The 17,294-nt window shown below is 63.2% G+C and carries 17 protein-coding genes and 1 tRNA gene; 5 read left to right on the forward strand and 13 right to left on the reverse strand.

The window, feature by feature from the left end; genetic code table 11:
• Positions 1–60: 60 nt before the first annotated feature.
• Positions 61–903 carry a fumarylacetoacetate hydrolase family protein gene (locus tag AB7G19_RS05145; protein WP_063980852.1) on the reverse strand — a complete coding sequence of 281 codons (843 nt, stop codon included), beginning with the start codon at positions 901–903 and terminating at the stop codon, positions 61–63.
• Positions 904–1,127: 224 nt separating this feature from the next.
• Positions 1,128–1,979, reverse strand: a complete 852-nt coding sequence (locus AB7G19_RS05150; protein ID WP_063980853.1) for an MBL fold metallo-hydrolase — start codon at positions 1,977–1,979, stop codon at positions 1,128–1,130.
• A 121-nt stretch (positions 1,980–2,100) separates the two neighbouring features.
• On the opposite strand from AB7G19_RS05150, the gene AB7G19_RS05155 reads away from it, so the two are divergent.
• Positions 2,101–2,532, forward strand: coding sequence for a DUF3775 domain-containing protein (locus AB7G19_RS05155; RefSeq protein ID WP_038933620.1), 432 nt, complete (start codon positions 2,101–2,103; stop codon positions 2,530–2,532).
• Positions 2,533–2,536: 4 nt separating this feature from the next.
• Here AB7G19_RS05155 and AB7G19_RS05160 read toward each other — a convergent pair whose 3' ends face one another.
• From AB7G19_RS05160 to AB7G19_RS05170, 3 genes are all read right to left on the reverse strand, one after another.
• Positions 2,537–3,526, reverse strand: a complete 990-nt coding sequence (locus AB7G19_RS05160; protein WP_283017980.1) for an NADPH:quinone reductase — start codon at positions 3,524–3,526, stop codon at positions 2,537–2,539.
• Positions 3,523–4,305, reverse strand: a complete 783-nt coding sequence (locus AB7G19_RS05165; protein WP_231143834.1) for an SDR family oxidoreductase — start codon at positions 4,303–4,305, stop codon at positions 3,523–3,525. The genes AB7G19_RS05160 and AB7G19_RS05165 overlap by 4 nt, the downstream gene beginning before the upstream one ends.
• Positions 4,306–4,489: 184 nt before the next feature.
• Positions 4,490–5,002 (reverse strand): CvpA family protein, encoded by a 513-nt coding sequence (locus AB7G19_RS05170; RefSeq protein WP_028157265.1) that lies wholly within the window; start codon positions 5,000–5,002, stop codon positions 4,490–4,492.
• Between the two features lie 138 nt (positions 5,003–5,140).
• Here AB7G19_RS05170 and AB7G19_RS05175 point away from each other — a divergent pair, with 138 nt between their 5' ends.
• On the forward strand, positions 5,141–5,902 hold the full coding sequence (locus AB7G19_RS05175) for an SDR family oxidoreductase (protein WP_063980856.1): 762 nt from the start codon (positions 5,141–5,143) through the stop codon (positions 5,900–5,902).
• A gap of 168 nt (positions 5,903–6,070) precedes the next feature.
• Here AB7G19_RS05175 and AB7G19_RS05180 read toward each other — a convergent pair whose 3' ends face one another.
• Positions 6,071–7,669, reverse strand: coding sequence for a GMC family oxidoreductase (locus tag AB7G19_RS05180; protein ID WP_063980857.1), 1,599 nt, complete (start codon positions 7,667–7,669; stop codon positions 6,071–6,073).
• Positions 7,670–7,782: 113 nt separating this feature from the next.
• Positions 7,783–9,228: a coniferyl aldehyde dehydrogenase gene (locus tag AB7G19_RS05185; RefSeq protein ID WP_063980858.1), complete on the reverse strand. Its 1,446-nt coding sequence runs from the start codon at positions 9,226–9,228 to the stop codon at positions 7,783–7,785.
• Between the two features lie 312 nt (positions 9,229–9,540).
• On the opposite strand from AB7G19_RS05185, the gene AB7G19_RS05190 reads away from it, so the two are divergent.
• Positions 9,541–9,617 (forward strand) — tRNA-Met (locus AB7G19_RS05190).
• Positions 9,618–9,817: 200 nt separating this feature from the next.
• Here the strand turns inward: AB7G19_RS05190 and AB7G19_RS05195 are convergent.
• From AB7G19_RS05195 to AB7G19_RS05205, 3 genes are read right to left on the reverse strand one after another with little or no spacing between them, the layout of a single operon-like run.
• Entirely contained in the window at positions 9,818–11,380 is a 1,563-nt protein-coding gene (locus AB7G19_RS05195) for a DHA2 family efflux MFS transporter permease subunit (RefSeq protein ID WP_231143836.1), read from the reverse strand.
• Positions 11,373–11,891: an isoprenylcysteine carboxyl methyltransferase family protein gene (locus AB7G19_RS05200; RefSeq protein ID WP_063980860.1), complete on the reverse strand. Its 519-nt coding sequence runs from the start codon at positions 11,889–11,891 to the stop codon at positions 11,373–11,375. The genes AB7G19_RS05195 and AB7G19_RS05200 overlap by 8 nt, the downstream gene beginning before the upstream one ends.
• The gene (locus AB7G19_RS05205; protein ID WP_063986063.1) at positions 11,888–12,937 is read right to left on the reverse strand and encodes a type III polyketide synthase; all 1,050 of its coding nucleotides are present in this window, start codon (positions 12,935–12,937) and stop codon (positions 11,888–11,890) included. Before AB7G19_RS05205 ends, AB7G19_RS05200 begins: the two co-directional genes overlap by 4 nt.
• Before the next feature lie 263 nt (positions 12,938–13,200).
• Between AB7G19_RS05205 and AB7G19_RS05210 the strand changes: the two genes are divergently transcribed.
• Complete coding sequence (locus tag AB7G19_RS05210) at positions 13,201–14,082, forward strand: PhzF family phenazine biosynthesis protein (RefSeq protein WP_063980861.1); 882 nt, start codon at positions 13,201–13,203, stop codon at positions 14,080–14,082.
• 192 nt (positions 14,083–14,274) lie between these two features.
• On the opposite strand, the gene AB7G19_RS05215 is transcribed toward AB7G19_RS05210, so the two are convergent.
• Positions 14,275–14,586, reverse strand: coding sequence for an ArsR/SmtB family transcription factor (locus tag AB7G19_RS05215; RefSeq protein ID WP_028148917.1), 312 nt, complete (start codon positions 14,584–14,586; stop codon positions 14,275–14,277).
• Positions 14,587–14,681: 95 nt separating this feature from the next.
• On the opposite strand from AB7G19_RS05215, the gene AB7G19_RS05220 reads away from it, so the two are divergent.
• Entirely contained in the window at positions 14,682–15,434 is a 753-nt protein-coding gene (locus tag AB7G19_RS05220) for an SDR family NAD(P)-dependent oxidoreductase (protein WP_063986064.1), read from the forward strand.
• Positions 15,435–15,641: 207 nt separating this feature from the next.
• Here the strand turns inward: AB7G19_RS05220 and AB7G19_RS05225 are convergent, their stop codons facing one another.
• Together AB7G19_RS05225 and AB7G19_RS05230 are read right to left on the reverse strand one after the other, a co-directional pair.
• Positions 15,642–16,010 carry a hypothetical protein gene (locus tag AB7G19_RS05225; protein WP_063980863.1) on the reverse strand — a complete coding sequence of 123 codons (369 nt, stop codon included), beginning with the start codon at positions 16,008–16,010 and terminating at the stop codon, positions 15,642–15,644.
• Positions 16,011–16,331: 321 nt separating this feature from the next.
• Positions 16,332–17,258 (reverse strand): MBL fold metallo-hydrolase, encoded by a 927-nt coding sequence (locus tag AB7G19_RS05230; protein ID WP_231143837.1) that lies wholly within the window; start codon positions 17,256–17,258, stop codon positions 16,332–16,334.
• Between the last annotated feature and the right edge of the window lie 36 nt (positions 17,259–17,294).

Consider the following 17,294-nt stretch of genomic DNA (forward strand, 5'->3'; position numbering starts at 1 on the left):
AAATAGTCTGGATTGCTTCGTCGCTTCGCTCCTCGCAATGACGGGGAGAGGGCGGAGGCCTTACGCCGCCACAATCTCCTGGCGCTGCTCGCCGAGGCCTTCGATGCCGAGCGTGACGACATCGCCGACATTGAGGAAGGTCGGCGGCTTCATGCCGAGACCGACGCCGGGCGGGGTGCCGGTGGTGATGATGTCGCCCGGCAGCAAGGTCATGAACTGTGACACGTAGGAGACGCATTTGGCCATGGAGAAGATCATGGTCTGGGTCGAGCCGGTCTGGCGGCGCTGGCCGTTGACGTCGAGCCACATCGACAGGTTCTGCACGTCCTTGATCTCGTCCTTGGTGGCGAGCCACGGGCCGACCGGGCCGAAGGTGTCGTGCGACTTGCCCTTGGTCCACTGGCCCAGGCGCTCGGTCTGGAAGGCGCGCTCGGAGACGTCGTTGCAGACGCAATAGCCGGCGACGTAGTTCAGCGCATCGGCTTCCGAGACATACTTGGCGCGGGTGCCGATGATGGCGGCGATCTCGACTTCCCAGTCGAGCTTGGTCGAGCCGCGCGGCTTTTCGACCGCATCGTTCGGGCCGGACAGCGAGGTGTTGGCCTTCATGAAGATGATCGGCTCGGTCGGGATCGCGGCGCCGGTTTCCTTGGCGTGGTCGCTGTAGTTGAGGCCGATGGCGACGAATTTCGAGATGCCGGTGACGGGCGCGCCGAAGCGCGGCTTGCCGGAGACGGCGGGCAGGGAGGCCGGGTCAAGGCCCGCCAGCTTCTTCAGGGATTCCGGCGAATAGGCCTCGCCGGTCAGGTCCTTCACATGCGCCGACAGGTCGCGCAATTGGCCGGATTTGTCGATCAGGCCGGGCTTTTCCACACCCTTTTCGCCATAACGAACAAGCTTCATTCTCGTTTCTCCCTGGAGATGGACCGATCGGTTAAATAGCTTCATGGAACAGGGCGGCGGGAAATTCAACCGCTCAAAACGGGGCGCATTGCAGCCCTTCCTTTGTAGGGTGGGCAAAGGCGCGGAGCGCCGTGCCCACCAATTCTTTTTGATGGCCCGGTATGGTGGGCACGCGGAGCCTGTCATCGGGCGCGCATTCGCGCGACCCGGTGGCTTTGCCCACCCTACGATTGCAGCGCCACAAATTTGAACGCATCCCCGTCCCGCTTGATGTGCCCGGCCGAGAAATGGCCGCCGATCACCAGCGTCGGGGTATCGGCAAAGCGCGAGAACACCTTGTGCCGCGACGCGGCCGATTGGGCGGTATCGGTGTCGACGACCGAGCACCAGTCGAGATGCGCCATCTGGCAGGGATGATGGGCGACGTCGCCGCTGAGCAACCCTTGTTCGCCGCCGGACTCGATCAGGACGCTCATATGCCCGGGGCTGTGGCCGGGGGTCGGGATCACGCTGATCTCCTCGCAGAGCCGGTGATCGCTCGGGATCAACTCGGCCAGGCCCGCATCGACGACCGGCTTCACGGAATCGTTGAACACCGCGACCTTGTCCGGCTCGGCCGTATAGTCGCGCCAATATTCATACTCGGTCTTGCCGAACAGGTAGCGCGCCCTGGGGAAAGTCGGCACCCATTTGCCATCGACGAGCTTTGTATTCCAGCCGACATGGTCGACATGCAAATGCGTGCACAGCACGGTGTCGATGCTGTCAGGGGGAAAGCCCGCCGCCGTCATGGTCTCCAGAAACGGCGTGCTGCGGTTATTCCAGACCGGGACACCGCGGCCCTGCTTGTCGTTGCCAAGGCCAGTGTCGACCACGATGCGGCGCGTCGGCGTCTCCACCACCAGCGAGTGGATCGACATTTTCAGCCGGCCCTCCTCGGTGGCGAAATGCGGGATCAGCCAAGGCAGCTTCTGGATCTCGTCATTGGTCGCGGCCGGCAGGATGAAGCGGGTCGAGCCGACCGTCTCCATTTCCACGATCTTGGTGATTTTGACCTTGCCCACGGTCCACGGCATGCGGCGATCCCAATTTTCTTGCTTTCGCGAAAGATGCGGCCTTCCGCCGTCGAACGCAATGGATCATCTGTCGCGATGTTGCGTTATCGGGGGAACCCCGAGACAGCCAGAGAGAGCGACGATGCCAGAGCTTGCCATTTCCGCCGAGAAGGTCGCCTTCATCATCGAGAAGGCCCGCGAATTCGACGTCAAGGAGGCGGCGTCCGACCCCGACTCGGGGTCCAATCCCTCTGATGATGACGAGATCGACGTGCTCGAGGACACCAATTCCGACCCGGTCGCAGCCGAACTGTCCGGTTTCATCCGCGCGCTGAACGAGGACGAGCAGCTCGACCTCGTCACGCTGATGTGGCTTGGCCGCGGCGATGGCGAAGTGGAGGAGTGGGACGATCTGCGTGCCCGCGCCGCCGAGGCGCGCGGTGAATACAAGAACCCGCGTCGCGAAACGGTGCAATACCTGCTGGGTGAGCCGATGCTGGGCGATCTGCTCGCCGATGGCATGGACGAGCTCGGCATCGACTGGACCGACGAGCGGACCACGCCGGTATCCTAAGTCGTCACCGCGCGCAGTCGACGATCACGGTGCCGAGCTTGTCACCCTTCTCGACCGCGAGATGCGCCTGCGCAGTATCCGACAGCGCGAACTGCGCCGCGACGTTGTGAATGCGCGGCCCTGCCGCCAGCCATTTCGTGATATCGGCCTGGGCCGCCGCAAGCAGCGCGGGCGGTAGCGCGAACAAGACGAGCGAGCGGAGCGTGATGCACTTCTCCATCAGTTCGCGCATCGGCACCGTGGGTGTGCGGTTGCCGTTGGTGGCGTAGACGGCGATCGTCGAATTGAGCGCCATCAGCTTCAACGTCGTCGCGACGTTGCCGCCGAAATCGACATCGGCCACGCGATCGACACCACGTCCGCCGGTGAACGCCATAGCCTTGGCGACGACGTCCTCGTCCCTGTAATTGACCACGAGATCGGCGCCCGCGCGCCGGGCTTGCTCGCCCTTCATCGCCGAGCTGACTGTCGCGATCACCTGCGCGCCGCCCCATTTGGCGAGCTGCACGGCATAATGGCCAACCGCGCCGGCGCCGCCGGTGACAAGCACGGTCTTGCCGACGATCGGCCCATCCGCAAACAGGCTGCACCATGCGGTCATCGCGGGGATGCCGAGCGTTGCGCCTTCCGCAAAGGAAAGATGATCCGGCAGCGGCGTCACCAGCTGCTCGGCGAGCGCGATATATTCGGCCGCCGTGCCGAAGGCGCGGCCGTTGCGCTGGCCGTTGAACAGCCAGACCCGGTCGCCGACCCTGAAGCGCGTTACGCCGTCGCCGATCTGGTCGACGAAACCCGCGCCGTCGCTGTTCGGAATGAGGCGCGAAAATTCCATCGCGCGATAGCTGCCGCCGCGCCGGCCGACATCGGCCGGATTGACGCCGGAGGCCTCCAGGCGAATGCGAACTTCGCCTGGGCCAGCGACCGGCGTCGCCATCTCACCATAGGTGAGGACATCCGCCGCCGGTCCTGTTTGCTCGTACCAGACTGCTCTCACAGCGTTCCGGGGAAGGCGCCGCCGTCGAGCAAGATGTTCTGGCCCGTGATGAAGCCGGCCTTGGCGCCGCAGAGGAAGGCGCAGGCATAGCCGAACTCGTCGGGCTGGCCGAAGCGGCCGGCGGGGTTGAGCTTGGCGCGCTCGGCCAGGATCTGCTCCGGCGTCGTGCCGCGCTTGTCGGCCTCGGCCTTTGCGGTGCCGGTCAAGCGGTCGGTCTCGAACGGGCCCGGCAACAGGCCGTTGATGGTGACGTTGTTGATCACGGTCTTGCGCGACAGGCCGGCGATGAAGCCGGTGAGGCCGGCGCGCGCGCCGTTGGAGAGACCGAGGATGTCGATCGGCGCCTTCACCGCCGCCGAGGTGATGTTGACGATGCGGCCGAACTTGCGCGCCATCATGCCGTCGACGGTCGACTTGATCAGCTCGATGGGCGTGAGCATGTTGGCGTCGATCGCCTTGATCCAGTCGTCGCGGGTCCAGTTGCGGAAATCGCCGGGCGGCGGGCCGCCGGCATTGTTGATCAAGATGTCCGGCTCTGGGCAGGCCTTCAGCACGGCCTCGCGGCCGGCAGGCGTCGTGATGTCGCCGACGATTTCGGTGACCTTCACGCCCGGATAGGCCTTGCGGATGTCGTCGGCCGTCTTCTTCAGGGCTTCGGCGCCGCGCGCGGTCAGCGTGATGTCAACGCCGGCTTCCGCCAGCGAGATGGCGCAGGCGCGGCCGAGGCCCTTGCTGGATGCGCAGACGATGGCGCGGCGACCTTTGATCCCAAGATCCACTGTTTCACTCCCGTAATGTCAGGCAGGTTTTAGACGGGCCGCACTCTAGCCAATCGTGGCGCCGCTGATAAGGGAGGGGGCCGCGTCAAAATGCATGGCGCGGTCGCGCGGCGATGCAAATGTGCGGGCATGATCCCGAAAAGTGTGCAGCGGTTTTCCGAAAAGATCATGCCCAGACAATAAGCTAGATGCGCCGTTCCTGCTTGAGGCGGTCGATCGCGGCCGCGGCCTCCGGCGGCAATGTCTTGAAGCCCATCTTGCCGGCCGCCGAGAACAGCGGCCGCAGATGCGAACCGGCGAGGAACGGCGGCTGGCGGTTGGCCGGCACGATCTGGTCGAACACCAGCACCAGCGTGGTGGCGACGAGGCCGACCCTGACGGCGCCGAGTGCGGCGCCGGCGAGCCGGTCGCCGATCCCGGCTTCGCGTATCGTGTCGTTCAGCGCGAGGCGGCCGATATAACCAAGGAGCATGCCGACGACCACGAAGATGCCGAAGAACCAGATCCAGTTTTGCAGCAGCGGCGCGTTCGGATTGGTCGCGACCTGCGGCACGATCAACGGCATCAGCGCGACGGCGATGGGAGCGGCCAGGAGATAGGCGAGAATGGTCATTGCGCTGCCGAGCAGGCCGGTCCTGAAACCGAAGCCGATCGCGACGGCGAGTGCCGCATAGACCGCGAGATCGAAACTGTTCATGAGCGTCAGGCCTGCCTCGATGGAACGCTTGCGTCGTTGGAACGAATGAACGCCGGACCGATCATTCCGGTTTCAGATCGTTAAAATCGTCTGTATTGGTGGCTCCAAAGCTCAGGGAAAACACTCAAGGCAAGCGTCATGTCAGACTTATTCGACGTCAGTCAAGAAACCATCCTAGTGACGGGCGCGAGCCAGGGGCTGGGGCGGCAATTTGCCCGGGTTCTGGCGGACCATGGCGCGGCCGTCGCGCTCGCCGCGCGGCAGACCGACAAGCTGAAGAGCCTGGAGGAGGAGATCCGCGGCAAGGGCGGCCGCGCTGCCGCGGTCGCGCTCGACGTCACGGACATGTCATCGATCGCCAAGGCCGTGGATGCCACGGAAGCCGCGCTCGGTCCGATCACGGTGCTGATCAACAATGCCGGCATCGCCATCGAGAAGCTCGCGACCGAGCAGACCGAATCCGATTGGGACGCCGTGATCGGCGCCAATTTGAAAGGCGCTTATTTCCTCGCGACCGAAGTCGCGCGCCGCATGATCGCGCGCAAGCAGGAAGGCAACATCGTCAACATCGCTTCCGTGCTCGGCACCGGTGTGCTGAAGGCGGTGTCGCCCTATGCGATCTCCAAGGCCGGCATCCTCCAGGCGACCAGGGCGATGGCGCTGGAGCTCGCAGGCCAGAACATCCGCGTCAACGCGCTGGCGCCCGGCTATATCGACACGGAAATGAATCACGCCTTCTGGTCGACGCCCGCGGGCGAGCGATTGGCCAAACGCATCCCGCAGCGCCGCGTCGGCGCCGAGTCCGATCTCGATGGCGCGATCCTGCTGCTGGCCTCGAAGGCGTCGCGGTACATGACGGGGAGTGTCATCACCGTCGATGGTGGTTTCCTGCTGAATTGAGCCCCGCCGTCGTCCCGGGGCGCGCGTAGCGCGAGCCCGGGACCCATATCCCCAGGGAGATGTTTGGCGAAGACTCGGAGTTGCCATCTCGCCCCACAACATCTCCCTGTGATTATGGATCCCCTCGGTCGCGGGGACGACGGCGGAGAATTGGGTGGCGGCGTTGCGCTAACTCGCACGCACCTCCGCCCTGATCATATCCGCCGCCTTCTCCCCGATCATGATGGTCGGCGCGTTGGTGTTGCCACCGATCAAGGTCGGCATGATCGAGGCGTCGACGACGCGCAAGCCCTCGATGCCATGCACCTTCAGCTTCGGATCGACCACCGACATCGCATCGGTGCCCATCTTGCAGGTGCCGACGGGGTGATAGACGGTGTCGACGCGATTGCGCAGGATGGCGCGGATGTCGTCGTCCGTTCTCACATCGGACGTGAACATGTCCTTCTTCTGCAACGCGCGCAGCGCGGGCGTCTCCATCAGCCGCCGCGTGGTCTTGAAGCCCGCGACCATCGACTCGAGATCTTCCGCCTCGCCCAGAAAGTTCGGATCGATCATGGGTGCAGCGAGCGGATCGGCGCTTTTCAGCCATACGCTGCCGCGGCTCTTCGGTCTGAGCAGGCAGACATGGCACGAGAAGCCCGCTTCCTTGTGCTTCTTGCGGCCGTGGTCGTCGAGCATCGCGATGACGAAGTGCAGCTGGATGTCTGGCACGGCGAGGTCGGGCCTGGTCTTCAGGAAGCCGCCACACTCGGCGAAATTGGTGGTCATCAGGCCGCGTCGCTCCCGGCGATACCGCTGGATGGCGCGGAGCAGGGATGGCAACCGGCCGAGCGATGAATGAACGAAATGCGGATAGTCGGAGGCGTAGACGAACACGAAATCCGGATGGTCCTGCAGATTGCGCCCGACGCCCGGCAAATGATGTTCGGCGCCAATGCCGTGCGCGGCAAGCGCATCGCCATCGCCGACACCCGACAGCATCAATAGCTGCGGCGACTGGAAGGCGCCGCCGGCGAGGATCACCTCGCGGCGGGCGCGCAGCTGCTTGGTCTGCTTGCCCTGCACATATTCGATGCCGACCGCGCGCCCGCCTTCGAACAGGATCTTCGTGGCCTGCGCCCCGGTCTCGACGCGCAGATTCGCGCGCTTGTCCATGTAGGGCTGCACATAGGCGCGCGCCGCGCTCCAGCGCTCGCCCTTGTGCTGCGTCACCTGGTAGCTGCCGAGCCCTTCATGGTCCTCGGCGTTGAAGTCCTCGCGGATGCGGAACTGCGCCTCGCGCGCGGCCTGGTGGAAGACGTCATGGATCGGATTGTCCGAGCGCAGTCTGTTGACATGCAGCGGGCCGTCCTTGCCGTGATACTCGCCGTCGAAATCGGAATTGTTCTCCGAGCACTTGAAATAGGGCAGCACGTGGGCGTACGACCAGCCGGCATTGCCGAGCGAGGCCCAGTGGTCGTAGTCCGATTTGTGGCCGCGGATGTAGACCATGGCGTTGATCGCCGAGGAGCCGCCGAGGCCTTTGCCGCGCGGTTGATAGCCGATGCGGCCGTTCAATCCCTTCTGCGGCACGGTATCGAAGGCCCAGTTGGCCGCGCTGTATGGCAAAGCGAGCCCGAATGGCGTGGTGATCCGCCAATTGTCGTTCCGTCCGCCGGCATCGAGCAGCGCCACGGATGTCGCCGCATCCTCCGACAGCCGCCCCGCCACCGCGCAGCCGCCGGAGCCCGCGCCCACGACGACGAAGTCGAATGTGTCAGTCACTGATGTTCCCCCCTCTGCATTTTCTTCTCGTCATTGCGAGCGAAGCGAAGCAATCCAGACTGTCCCCGCGGCGGGATTCTGGATTGCTTCGCTTCGCTCGCAATGACTGAAAGCTACGACATGAACCGCATCAACTTCTCCAGCCGCGCGATCTTGCCGCCGTAGGGCGGATAGAGATCGGCGAGGCGGTTGAACTTGGAGCGATAAAACACCGGCTTCAGTTTGCTGAACGTGCGAAAACCCCATTCGCCGTGATAGGCGCCGGTGCCGGACGCGCCGACGCCGCCCATCGGCTGGTTGGCTTGCGCGAAGTGGAACAGGCAGTCGTTGACGGTGACGCCGCCGGAGATCGTGCGCGACAGCACCTCGTCGCGGGCGGCGCGATCCTTGCCGAACCAGTAGAGCGCGAGCGGCCGGTCGCGGGCGTTGACGAAAGCGATCGCCTCCGCCGGATCGCGATAGCCCAGCACCGGCAGAACGGGGCCGAAAATCTCTTCCTGCATCACCGCCATCGCCTCGGTCGCGCCGACGATCAGCGTCGGCGGGAACTTGCGGTGTGCTTTCCAGTTCGGATCGTCCGCTTTCGCCGGTTGCAGGATTTTTGCGCCGCGCTGCGCAGCATCTGCCACGAGTCCTTCAAGCCGCGCATAATGCCGGTCGGAGATGACGGAGGTGTAGTCCTTGTTGGCGGGATCGGTGCCGAACATGCGCCGCATCTGCGCGCGCACTTTTTCGGCGAAGGCCTGCAACGAGCGCTCGGGCACCAGCACATAGTCCGGCGCGATGCAGGTCTGCCCGGCATTGAGCAGCTTTCCGTAGGCAATGCGCTCGGCCGCCTCCTCGAGATCGGCGGAGGCGTCGATGATCGCCGGCGACTTGCCGCCAAGCTCGAGCGTTACGGGCGTGAGATTGCGCCCGGCGGCCTCCGCGACCAGCCGGCCGACCCGGGTCGAGCCGGTGAACACCAGATGATCGAAGGGGAGGTGTGCGAAGGCTTTTGCGATTTCGTCCTCGACGCCTGTCACCAGTAGCTCGGTGGCATCGAATTTCGCGGCCACCGACTCCTTCAGCAGCACTGAGAAGTGCGGCGAGAGTTCGCTCGGCTTGATCATGACACGGTTGCCGGCGGCGATCGCGCCGATCGCGGGCGCAAGCGTGAGCTGGAGCGGATAATTCCAGGGCGCGATGATGCCGACGACGCCGAGCGGCTGCGGGATCAGCCGGTTGCGCGCGGGCAGGAATTGCAGCGCGGTGGCCACTCGCTGCGGCGCCATCCAGCTCTTCAGGTGCTTGGTCGCATGCCGGATCTCGGAGAACACCAGCATCGTCTCGGCAATAGTGGTCTCGACGGCCGAGCGGTGGCCGAAATCGGCCGAGATTGCCTGCCGGAATCGCTCCTCGTTGTCGGCGACCACGGTGCGCAGCCGCGCCAGCCGGTCGAGCCGCTCGGCCAGGTCGGGCGCCGGCTCGGCCCGCGCCCGCGCGACCATGGCCTCGAAGGCATCCTTCAGCGCCGGGAGTGGCGCGCTCGCCAAGGGGCGGTCCAAGGTATGGTCCATGGGTGGTCTCCCCTGAAAACGACGTTTGCCCCCGGTTTTGTTGCCCGCAAGCTGGCCCTTTGTGGAACTTCTGGCAAGAGCGCACCAAACGGGCCGGAAATCGGCCCAACTCACTGTCATAAAGTCGAAAAAAACGTCCCCGCGGCCCTTTCCAAAGGCAGCCCGGGTTGGTACATACGCCTCGCACCCGAGGGGCTTTGCCCCGGGGTTGCCTTCCAAGGAAGCCTTTGGGACGCGAGAGCAAGCCACGCGAATAGCGCCGGCCCTCATTCATCGTCCCCGGCATTTCGGCGAAGGCGCGCAAAGGTTTAACGCGGGGTGGAGCAGCCCGGTAGCTCGTCAGGCTCATAACCTGAAGGTCATAGGTTCAAATCCTATCCCCGCAACCAAGTTCGGACTTTTACCGGTTCCGATACGAAAATGGCCCGCATCACGCGGGCCATTTTTGTTTTGGTGGGGCGGGCGCCTACCGTCTCAGGTCACGACGAGTCCCTCGGTCAGTGCGGCCTTCCTCAGATAGGTAAGCGAACCACGCCGAACTTCGCCGGTTGGGCCGGGCGTCGCGGCAATTGCGATCTCTATTCACCACTCAATTGAGTGCGCCATCACCAGAATTCTCATCAGTGCCTTCCAGGGGACCGGCCGCGAACGGAATGAGCAACAGTCCGAGCAGCGCCACGCAAGCGAGGAGGGCCCAGGCTTCGTTGGCGCTGAGCGCGAACGCGGCCTTTTCGACCATGGGACGCAGATAGGCTTCAACCGTGGCATCGGAGACCTGCGGAGGGCGGTGGGTAAACAGCGTGACGTCAAGCCCGATCGCCTGAGCCGCAGTCACATCGCCCGCAATCAGGCGCTCGCGCAAAGCGTCGGCGTGCCCGCCGGTGCGCCCGTAAAGGATCGTATCGATCAGCGCGATGCCGATTGCGCCCCCAAGGTTTCGCATCAGGTTGAACAGGCCGCTTGCGTCGGGTACCCGTGATGCGGTCAGCGAACCCAACGCCAGCCGGGTCGGAGGCAGCAGGCAAAACATGATCGCAACGCCGCGCAAGACTTGCGGCCAGAACATTTCTTGAAAGTCGGCGACACGGCTCTCGAATGCACTGCAACCCAGCCCGATCGCGAACAGACCAAACCCCGCCGCCGACAACCAGCGGGGATCAAACCTGCTTTCCAGCAGGCCCGCAATCGGCGCGGTGGCAAGCTGCGCAACGCCGGTGACGAGCATGATCGTGCCGATTTCAAATGCGTCATGATGTCGAACATAGGCGAGGAAGACCGGCATGAGATAGACCGAGCCGAACAATCCAACTCCGAGGAAGAAGCTCAATGCGCAACCGATTGCAAACGAGCGCGATCTAAAGGTTGACAGTTCGACCACCGGATGCGCGGCCCTGAGTGTTCGGATGGCGAAGACGGTTGCCGCGGCAGCACTCAAGACGATCAGGATGGAGCAGAATGGAGAAAGCCACCCGCGTTGCGGGCCTTCCTTCAGACCGATCTCCAGGCATGCAAGCGAAACCGCAAGAAGTCCGAGAGACGGCACGTCGAGTGTAGCCAGATCAGAAAGCCGGGGTCGTTCGCGCGGCAGCAGCATTGGCGTGGCGAGTGCGGCGACCACCCCAGGAGCGACATTGATCAGAAACAGCCAATGCCAGGACCAGGTGTCGGTGATCCAGCCACCGACCACCGGCCCGACCGTGGGCGCCAGCACGGCCATGATGCCGGCCATGGTGGTGGCAACGGGATGCAAACGGATCGGAAACAGCAGAAAGACAGCGGAAAAAACCGCCGGAATCAGCACGCCGCCAGCGAAACCCTGAAGCACGCGGAAGCTGACAAGCGTCGTAAAACTGCTGCTGAATGCGCAGCCGATGGAGGCAAGGGTAAAGAGGCTGATCGCAATAACGAACAGCCATCGCAGCGTCAGAACGCGCGTAAGCCACCCGGTCAGTGGAATGGCGATGATCTCGGCGATCAGATACGCGGTTTGAATCCAGCTCATCGCCTCTCGCGATATGGCGAGTGTACTCTGGATCGTGGGTAGCGAAGTGGCGACGACCTGAATGTCGAGGATCGCCATGAACATGCCGAGGCACATCAGGACGAAGCCAAGCCACGTAGCTGCACTCGGCTCGGTAACCCGTTCAGTCATTATGCGCCACGCATAATGTCTCACGGGATGCGGCGAGGGCGAGGTTTTCGGCCCGTATGCGGATCGCGAGAACCGCGGCGTTGAGGATGGTGAAGACGATGGCCAGCAGCGGCAAACCCAGAACCAAAGGGAGCACGGCGATCTCGCCGGCAACCACGGCATAGTTGGGATGCGACAGAAATCGATAGGGTCCCGCTGACACGAGCGGCTGTTCGGGCAGAACAATAATCCGCGTCGTCCATCGTGAGCCGAGCGTCCAGATGATCCAGAAGCGAAGGCACTGAAGGATAAGATAGCCGGCCAGGGCAACGACATTCACCGGTTGGTCGCGGCCGAACACCCACAGCGACAACAGCCAGACGGCATGAACCGTGATGATCAACGGATAATGCCGGGGTGCCACCTCGACGGCGCCGCGGGCCAGGAGCTTTCGAGTGTTCGCGCGCGAAATGACGAGTTCGCCGACGCGCTGCAGCGTGATGGCGCCGAGAATGAGTTCAGCAAACGTCACGCAGTGTGCCGTAGCGTGACACAGCTCGCGGTGAAGCCGGGTCCGAGCGCCGTCAACAGTGAGCGCGCCGGCAGCCCTTTCGCGCGAGCCTGCTCAAGCACGAACAATACAGTGGGTGACGACATGTTACCAAAGTCGGCGATAATCTGTCGTTCATGGGAGAGCGTTCCTTGGTCGAGCGCGAGCGCGCCTTCCAATGCGCAGATAACTTTCGCGCCGCCGGGATGGCAGATGAAGCGGTCAATGTCTTCCACCGAAAGACGCATTCTGGAGAGAATTTCGGTCACGGCGGAGTTGAAATGCCTCGTGACGAAGTCAGGTATGGTGCGGCGAAAGATGACGCCGAATCCTTCCGGATCGACACTCCATCCCATGATGCCAAGCGTATCCGGCCAAAGGTGTTCGCCGGCAGCCTCGATCTGCGTCGCACCGCCATCGCCCGCGCGCAACACGATTGCAGCAGCACCGTCGCCAAACAGGCTGACGGCGACGATGTTGGCTTTGGTAAGTTCGTCCAGGCGAAGTGCGAGTGAGCAGAGCTCGATCGTGACCAGCAGCACGTTGGTGCCAGGGCGCGCTTGGGCGAGGCGCGACGCAATCGATAGACCAGAAACCCCGCCCGCACAGCCAAGACCAAACACCGGTACACGCATCGTATCGGACCGGAAGCCCATCCGGCGAGCAACGCGCGCCTCGAGACTTGGTGTCGCGATTCCCGTGGAAGAGACGGTCACGACAGTGTCGACATCGCCGCCAGCAAGTTGTGCGCTCGCCAGCGCCTTCTCGGCGACATCGACAAATAGCGCTTCAGCTCCCTCGAGAAAGGCCTCGGTGCGTTCGGGCCAGCCTCGTCGTTCGAGATACCAGTCGAACGGCTTGACGCCGTGACGCTTGACTATGCCGGTATTCGAGAAAATGCTTGAGAACCGTTCGAATTCGGGAAAGCGGGCGCCGAAGACATCCCATGCCGCCGTTAGCACGTCCTCTTGCAAAAACACGTGGGGAGGCACCGACGTCGCCAGGGAGACCAGCGCAGCCGGGGGCATCGGGGATCCTGGTGTTGCTGTCATCAGCATAAGAAACATCGGCGCGGTGCAAATATTTCGACGCTTGTAAGAAATGATCTAGCCGGACATGTCACTAAAACTTGAATAGCGTTACGACTTCCCAGGTTTGGATTCGACATGCAGAGGTTGTCACTTCCGCCCAGCGAGGCATTCGAGCGCCATCAGAATCTGACCATGGTCCATCAAACTGTTGCCAACGCGATCGTTGACGCCGTCGCGCACTCCATGAAGCGAGCTGTCCAATGACCGAGGTCGAGCTTGTCAACGTGTTCACCCACACGGGGCGCGGCGGCAACCCCTGTCCAATTGTCATCGATGCATCGAACCTGACTGCTGCAGGGATGCAGTCGGTGGCCCGGCGCTTCGGGCATGAGTCGGGCTTCGTCCTGCCGGCTCCCAGCGGCGACGCCGACTATGCCTTCCGGTTCTGGGTTCCGCGACACGAGATGGAGATGTGCGGTCACGCGACCATCGGCGCGCTCTGGGTCCTCGCGACCAAGGGGCGCTTGCCGGGCGAACAGGTCCGCATCGAGACGCGCAGCGGATCGGTGACGGGTTATGTCGATCGTGTGGACTCGGGCGAACCGTCCGTCGAGATCAGCCAGCCCGTCGGCAAGGTCGTTGATCTCTCGCGTGCCGAAGAGGAGGACGTTCTGTCGACGCTCAAGCTGTCGCGCCGCGATCTGCTGGATATGCCGGTGCAGAACGCCGTCACGTCGCGCGTGAAGACGCTCATCCCGATCAAGGGCGTCCGCGAGCTCAACGAGCTGGTGCCGGACCCGGCGCGGATCGAGGCGTGCTGCGGGCGGATCGGGTCCACCGGACTTTACCCCTACGCCATCGAACATCAGGGCGAACGGCGCTTCGAGGCGCGACAGTTTCCGCAGTCATCAGGCTACCCGGAAGATGCTGCCACCGGCATTGCCGCCGCGGCGCTCGCGTTCGGACTGCTCAAGAACGGCCTGGTCGAGCGCAACAGCGCGCGGATCACCATCATGCAGGGCCGGGCGATGGGATCGTTGTCCGAGATCCGGGTGCGGCTCGGCTTCGCCGACAGCCGGCCTGTGGGGTGCCTGCTTGGAGGCTCCGTCACGCGCGCGGAGCAACATGTCTTGCAGCCCTAGCAGGTCGGCGCAGAGACGGCGCGCTAGACCTGGGCCTTCAGCGCTGTAGCCAGAAGATCGATCATGGCGCGAACGCCGGGCAACACGCCGCGCCGGGACGGAAGCTCGGGCCATTTTTGTTTTGGGATACGCCCGGTGGAAACATCAGTGGATACCTTGCGCGCTCCACAAATCTGTCGTGCGCGAATGCCCTCAGTCCGGAAAGCTCAGGATCATTTTCAGCAGCTTTGGAAACCGCGCGTTGATATCCTCTTCGCGCAAAACGTTGCGGTGCTGGACGCCTTGCTTTGACGTCCGGATCAGGCCGGCCTCCCGCAGGATCCGAAAATGGTTCGACAGGGTCGACTTCGCCATGTCAGGGCAAGGCGCCGCCTCGGTGCACGACATGCAATCGTTTTGCGCGGCCAGGCTTTTGACGATGCGCAGCCGCATTGGATCCGCGAGAGCTCCAAGCACCCCGGCGAGTGTAATCTCGTCCCGCGATGGGTGAACGAACTGCACCATGCTCAAAATATAGCACGTCCCTTGAATTCATTCAATAGTTCACTAGTATTGAACTATTGAATATCGGCATCCCGCCGAACAACGGAAGACATGCGATGACCAAGAGACTCGAAGGCAAAGTTGCGCTCGTGACCGGCGCATCCAAAGGCATTGGCGCCGAAATCTCCGCCCGGCTTGCGGCTGAGGGTGCGGCGGTTGCCGTCAATTACAGCGCCAGCAAAGAGGCCGCCGACCGCGTGGTCGCCGCCATCATCGCCAAGGGTGGCAAAGCCGTCGCCGTGCACGGCAACCTGGCCGATGCCAAAAACGTGAAAAGCGTCGTCGCGGAGACCGTGAAGGCGTTCGGTGCGATCGACATCCTCGTCAACAATGCGGGCATCTACGAGTTCGCGCCGCTCGAGGCCATCACGCCTGAGCATTTCCACAAGCATTTCGACCTCAATGTGCTCGGGCTTCTGTTGATCTCGGGGGAAGCGGTGCAGCACTTCAATCCCAATGGGGGCAGCATCATCAACATCAGCTCGGGCGTATCGACCATCGCGCCGGCGAACACCGCCGTTTACACTGCGACCAAAGCCTCGGTGGATGCGATCTCCTCCGTGCTGTCGAAGGAACTCGCGCCGCGCAAGATCCGCGTCAACGCCGTCAATCCGGGCATGATCGCCACCGAAGGCGTCGTGTCCGCCGGCCTGCACGAGGGCGACATGCGCAACTGGATCGAATCCACCACCCCGCTTGGCCGCATCGGCAAGGTTGAGGAGATCGCTGCCGCGGTGGCTTTCTTCGCTTCGGACGAAGCGTCCTACGTCACGGGCGAGACACTCCACGTCACCGGCGGCCTTCGCTGACGCGTGACGTACCCTGGCGGCCCGACATCGCTGAAGGGCGTCGTCCCGGCATGGTCGGTGGTGGTGTATCCCGCAACCAGGTTCGGACTTTACCGGTCCCGATGAGAAAATGGCTCGCATCAAGCGAGCCATTTTTATTCTGCGGGTGAGAGTCCTGATGTCACCGCGAGCCACGCAGTGAGCCAGCGGTGCCGTCGGATCCGAGCTTTACGGCTTGTCGTCGGCCTCTTCGCTTTCCGAAAGCGCCCGATAGCGCACGAGATCGGGATCACCATCCATGTAGAGCCCAATGAAGCCCCGATAGCCGAAGTCGTCGCGGAGAAGCACGAGCAGCCGATCCAGATCCTTGTAGGTACGATCTTCCTTGTCGCCCCAGGTTCGCAGCGGCAGGAATTCGCGTCGCCAGCTCGGCCGAACATAGGCCAGGTGCTCCGCCATACCCTCGATCGTCTTGGTGATGATGAGGACATTGCGCAGGTGCCCGCCATTTTGCAGCTCCTGCTTGATTTCCCCTTCCTGTAACCCTTTCGCCAAGGGTCGCTCCCGCAAATTGATCGCCCAAAGGACGAAGACCACAACGGGGGCAGACTTCCTTGCACCGACCAATCCGCAGTCGCTTTCCGACGTGCGGTCCGGAAGATTCGGACCGAGTCGAACTGCTCCATGGCGAAAGCTGCCTCCGACCCTGTGTCTATCAGCGAAAGGGGTTGCCTTGCGAGCCGGCAATGAGGTGACGCGCACAGCAAGCGCTTCGATCGCTGCTGCATTCACACGTCGGCGGCATCGACGTTCTCCCGGCGATGCGAACGAAAAATCGATGTAACATCAGCTACATCGATAGGGTTGCGAACGCGACGAGATGCTCCAGGCTCGCGGTCGACCCCGATGCATCTTCCTCTAGGCCACTCCGCCACCCGGCTCTTGCAGGTGGCGGAAGGCGGCGGGCACGTTGACGGAGTTGTGCGCCCAATCGAACAGGCTGTACTCGCCGTAGTGCGCCATGGCGACCGCCTCGAGCGTGGCCTCGATCGATCGACCTTCTGCGATCGCCGTGCGCACGGCGCTGTCGAGCTCGCGAAGATAGCGAAGCGGGAATTCGATGTCCGCGGGACGCATCGGCCGGCCGTGGCCTGGAATGATGGTTGCGTCTTCCGGCAGGAAGTCGCGCACGCGCGCAAGGGTCGTCATCGTCTCCTTGTGCCGCCCTTCGAGGAGCCACGGAAGCGCCGGAGACGGTGCTTGGATCATGTTACCGACCCAAAGCACCTTCGCGTCTGGCGCCCATATGACCAAATCGCCTGGCGTCTGCGCGAACCCAAAGTGACGGACCTCGACGATGCGGCTGCCCAGATCGACGCTGATCATGTCGGGGACGGTGATGTCAGCGGCGCGTGCCTGCACGCGTTCGATGCCCTTCCCCTTACCCATGAGGCTGATCATGAAACGGCGATCGTCCTCGAAGCTTTCTTCCATGTAGCGCTTGGTCGCCGGATGCTGAATCACGACAGTGCTGTCGGGAAACAGGTAATTCCCGTAGGCGTGGTCGCCATGATAGCTGGTGTTGACGAGGAAGCGGATCGGCTTCGACGTCACTTGCCGTACGAGCCCGATAAGCTGCGAGGCGAGATCGCCATTCAGCATTGACTCGACGACGAGTACGCTGCGTTCGCCGATCACGAAGCCGGCCGTGGTGGCGACGTGGTCTTTCTCGAACACGTCGTCAGGCATGACCGCGAAAACGCCGGGGGCCAGTTCGTTCGATGTGAGGTTCACCCGAGCCGCATCCCAGGGCGGCGCTGCTTCTTGCTCACCGTCCTGCGTCATCGGATGGGCCTCCTGTTTGAATGATGCCAGACAACC

Source organism: Bradyrhizobium sp. 215_C5_N1_1 (assembly GCF_052075935.1).
In the GTDB taxonomy this organism is placed as follows: domain Bacteria; phylum Pseudomonadota; class Alphaproteobacteria; order Rhizobiales; family Xanthobacteraceae; genus Bradyrhizobium; species Bradyrhizobium barranii.

Bases quoted from the DNA above. Each gene is read 5' to 3' on its own strand.
- AB7G19_RS05210 (WP_063980861.1), top strand. From the start codon at position 13,201: ATGACCGAGGTCGAGCTTGTCAACGTGTTCACCCACACGGGGCGCGGC.
- AB7G19_RS05220 (WP_063986064.1), top strand. From the start codon at position 14,682: ATGACCAAGAGACTCGAAGGCAAAGTTGCGCTCGTGACCGGCGCATCC.
- AB7G19_RS05205 (WP_063986063.1), bottom strand. From the start codon at position 12,937: ATGCCCCCGGCTGCGCTGGTCTCCCTGGCGACGTCGGTGCCTCCCCAC.
- AB7G19_RS05175 (WP_063980856.1), top strand. From the start codon at position 5,141: ATGTCAGACTTATTCGACGTCAGTCAAGAAACCATCCTAGTGACGGGC.
- AB7G19_RS05150 (WP_063980853.1), bottom strand. From the start codon at position 1,979: ATGCCGTGGACCGTGGGCAAGGTCAAAATCACCAAGATCGTGGAAATG.
- AB7G19_RS05145 (WP_063980852.1), bottom strand. From the start codon at position 903: ATGAAGCTTGTTCGTTATGGCGAAAAGGGTGTGGAAAAGCCCGGCCTG.
- AB7G19_RS05155 (WP_038933620.1), top strand. From the start codon at position 2,101: ATGCCAGAGCTTGCCATTTCCGCCGAGAAGGTCGCCTTCATCATCGAG.
- AB7G19_RS05170 (WP_028157265.1), bottom strand. From the start codon at position 5,002: ATGAACAGTTTCGATCTCGCGGTCTATGCGGCACTCGCCGTCGCGATC.
- AB7G19_RS05215 (WP_028148917.1), bottom strand. From the start codon at position 14,586: ATGGTGCAGTTCGTTCACCCATCGCGGGACGAGATTACACTCGCCGGG.
- AB7G19_RS05230 (WP_231143837.1), bottom strand. From the start codon at position 17,258: ATGACGCAGGACGGTGAGCAAGAAGCAGCGCCGCCCTGGGATGCGGCT.
- AB7G19_RS05195 (WP_231143836.1), bottom strand. From the start codon at position 11,380: ATGACTGAACGGGTTACCGAGCCGAGTGCAGCTACGTGGCTTGGCTTC.
- AB7G19_RS05185 (WP_063980858.1), bottom strand. From the start codon at position 9,228: ATGGACCATACCTTGGACCGCCCCTTGGCGAGCGCGCCACTCCCGGCG.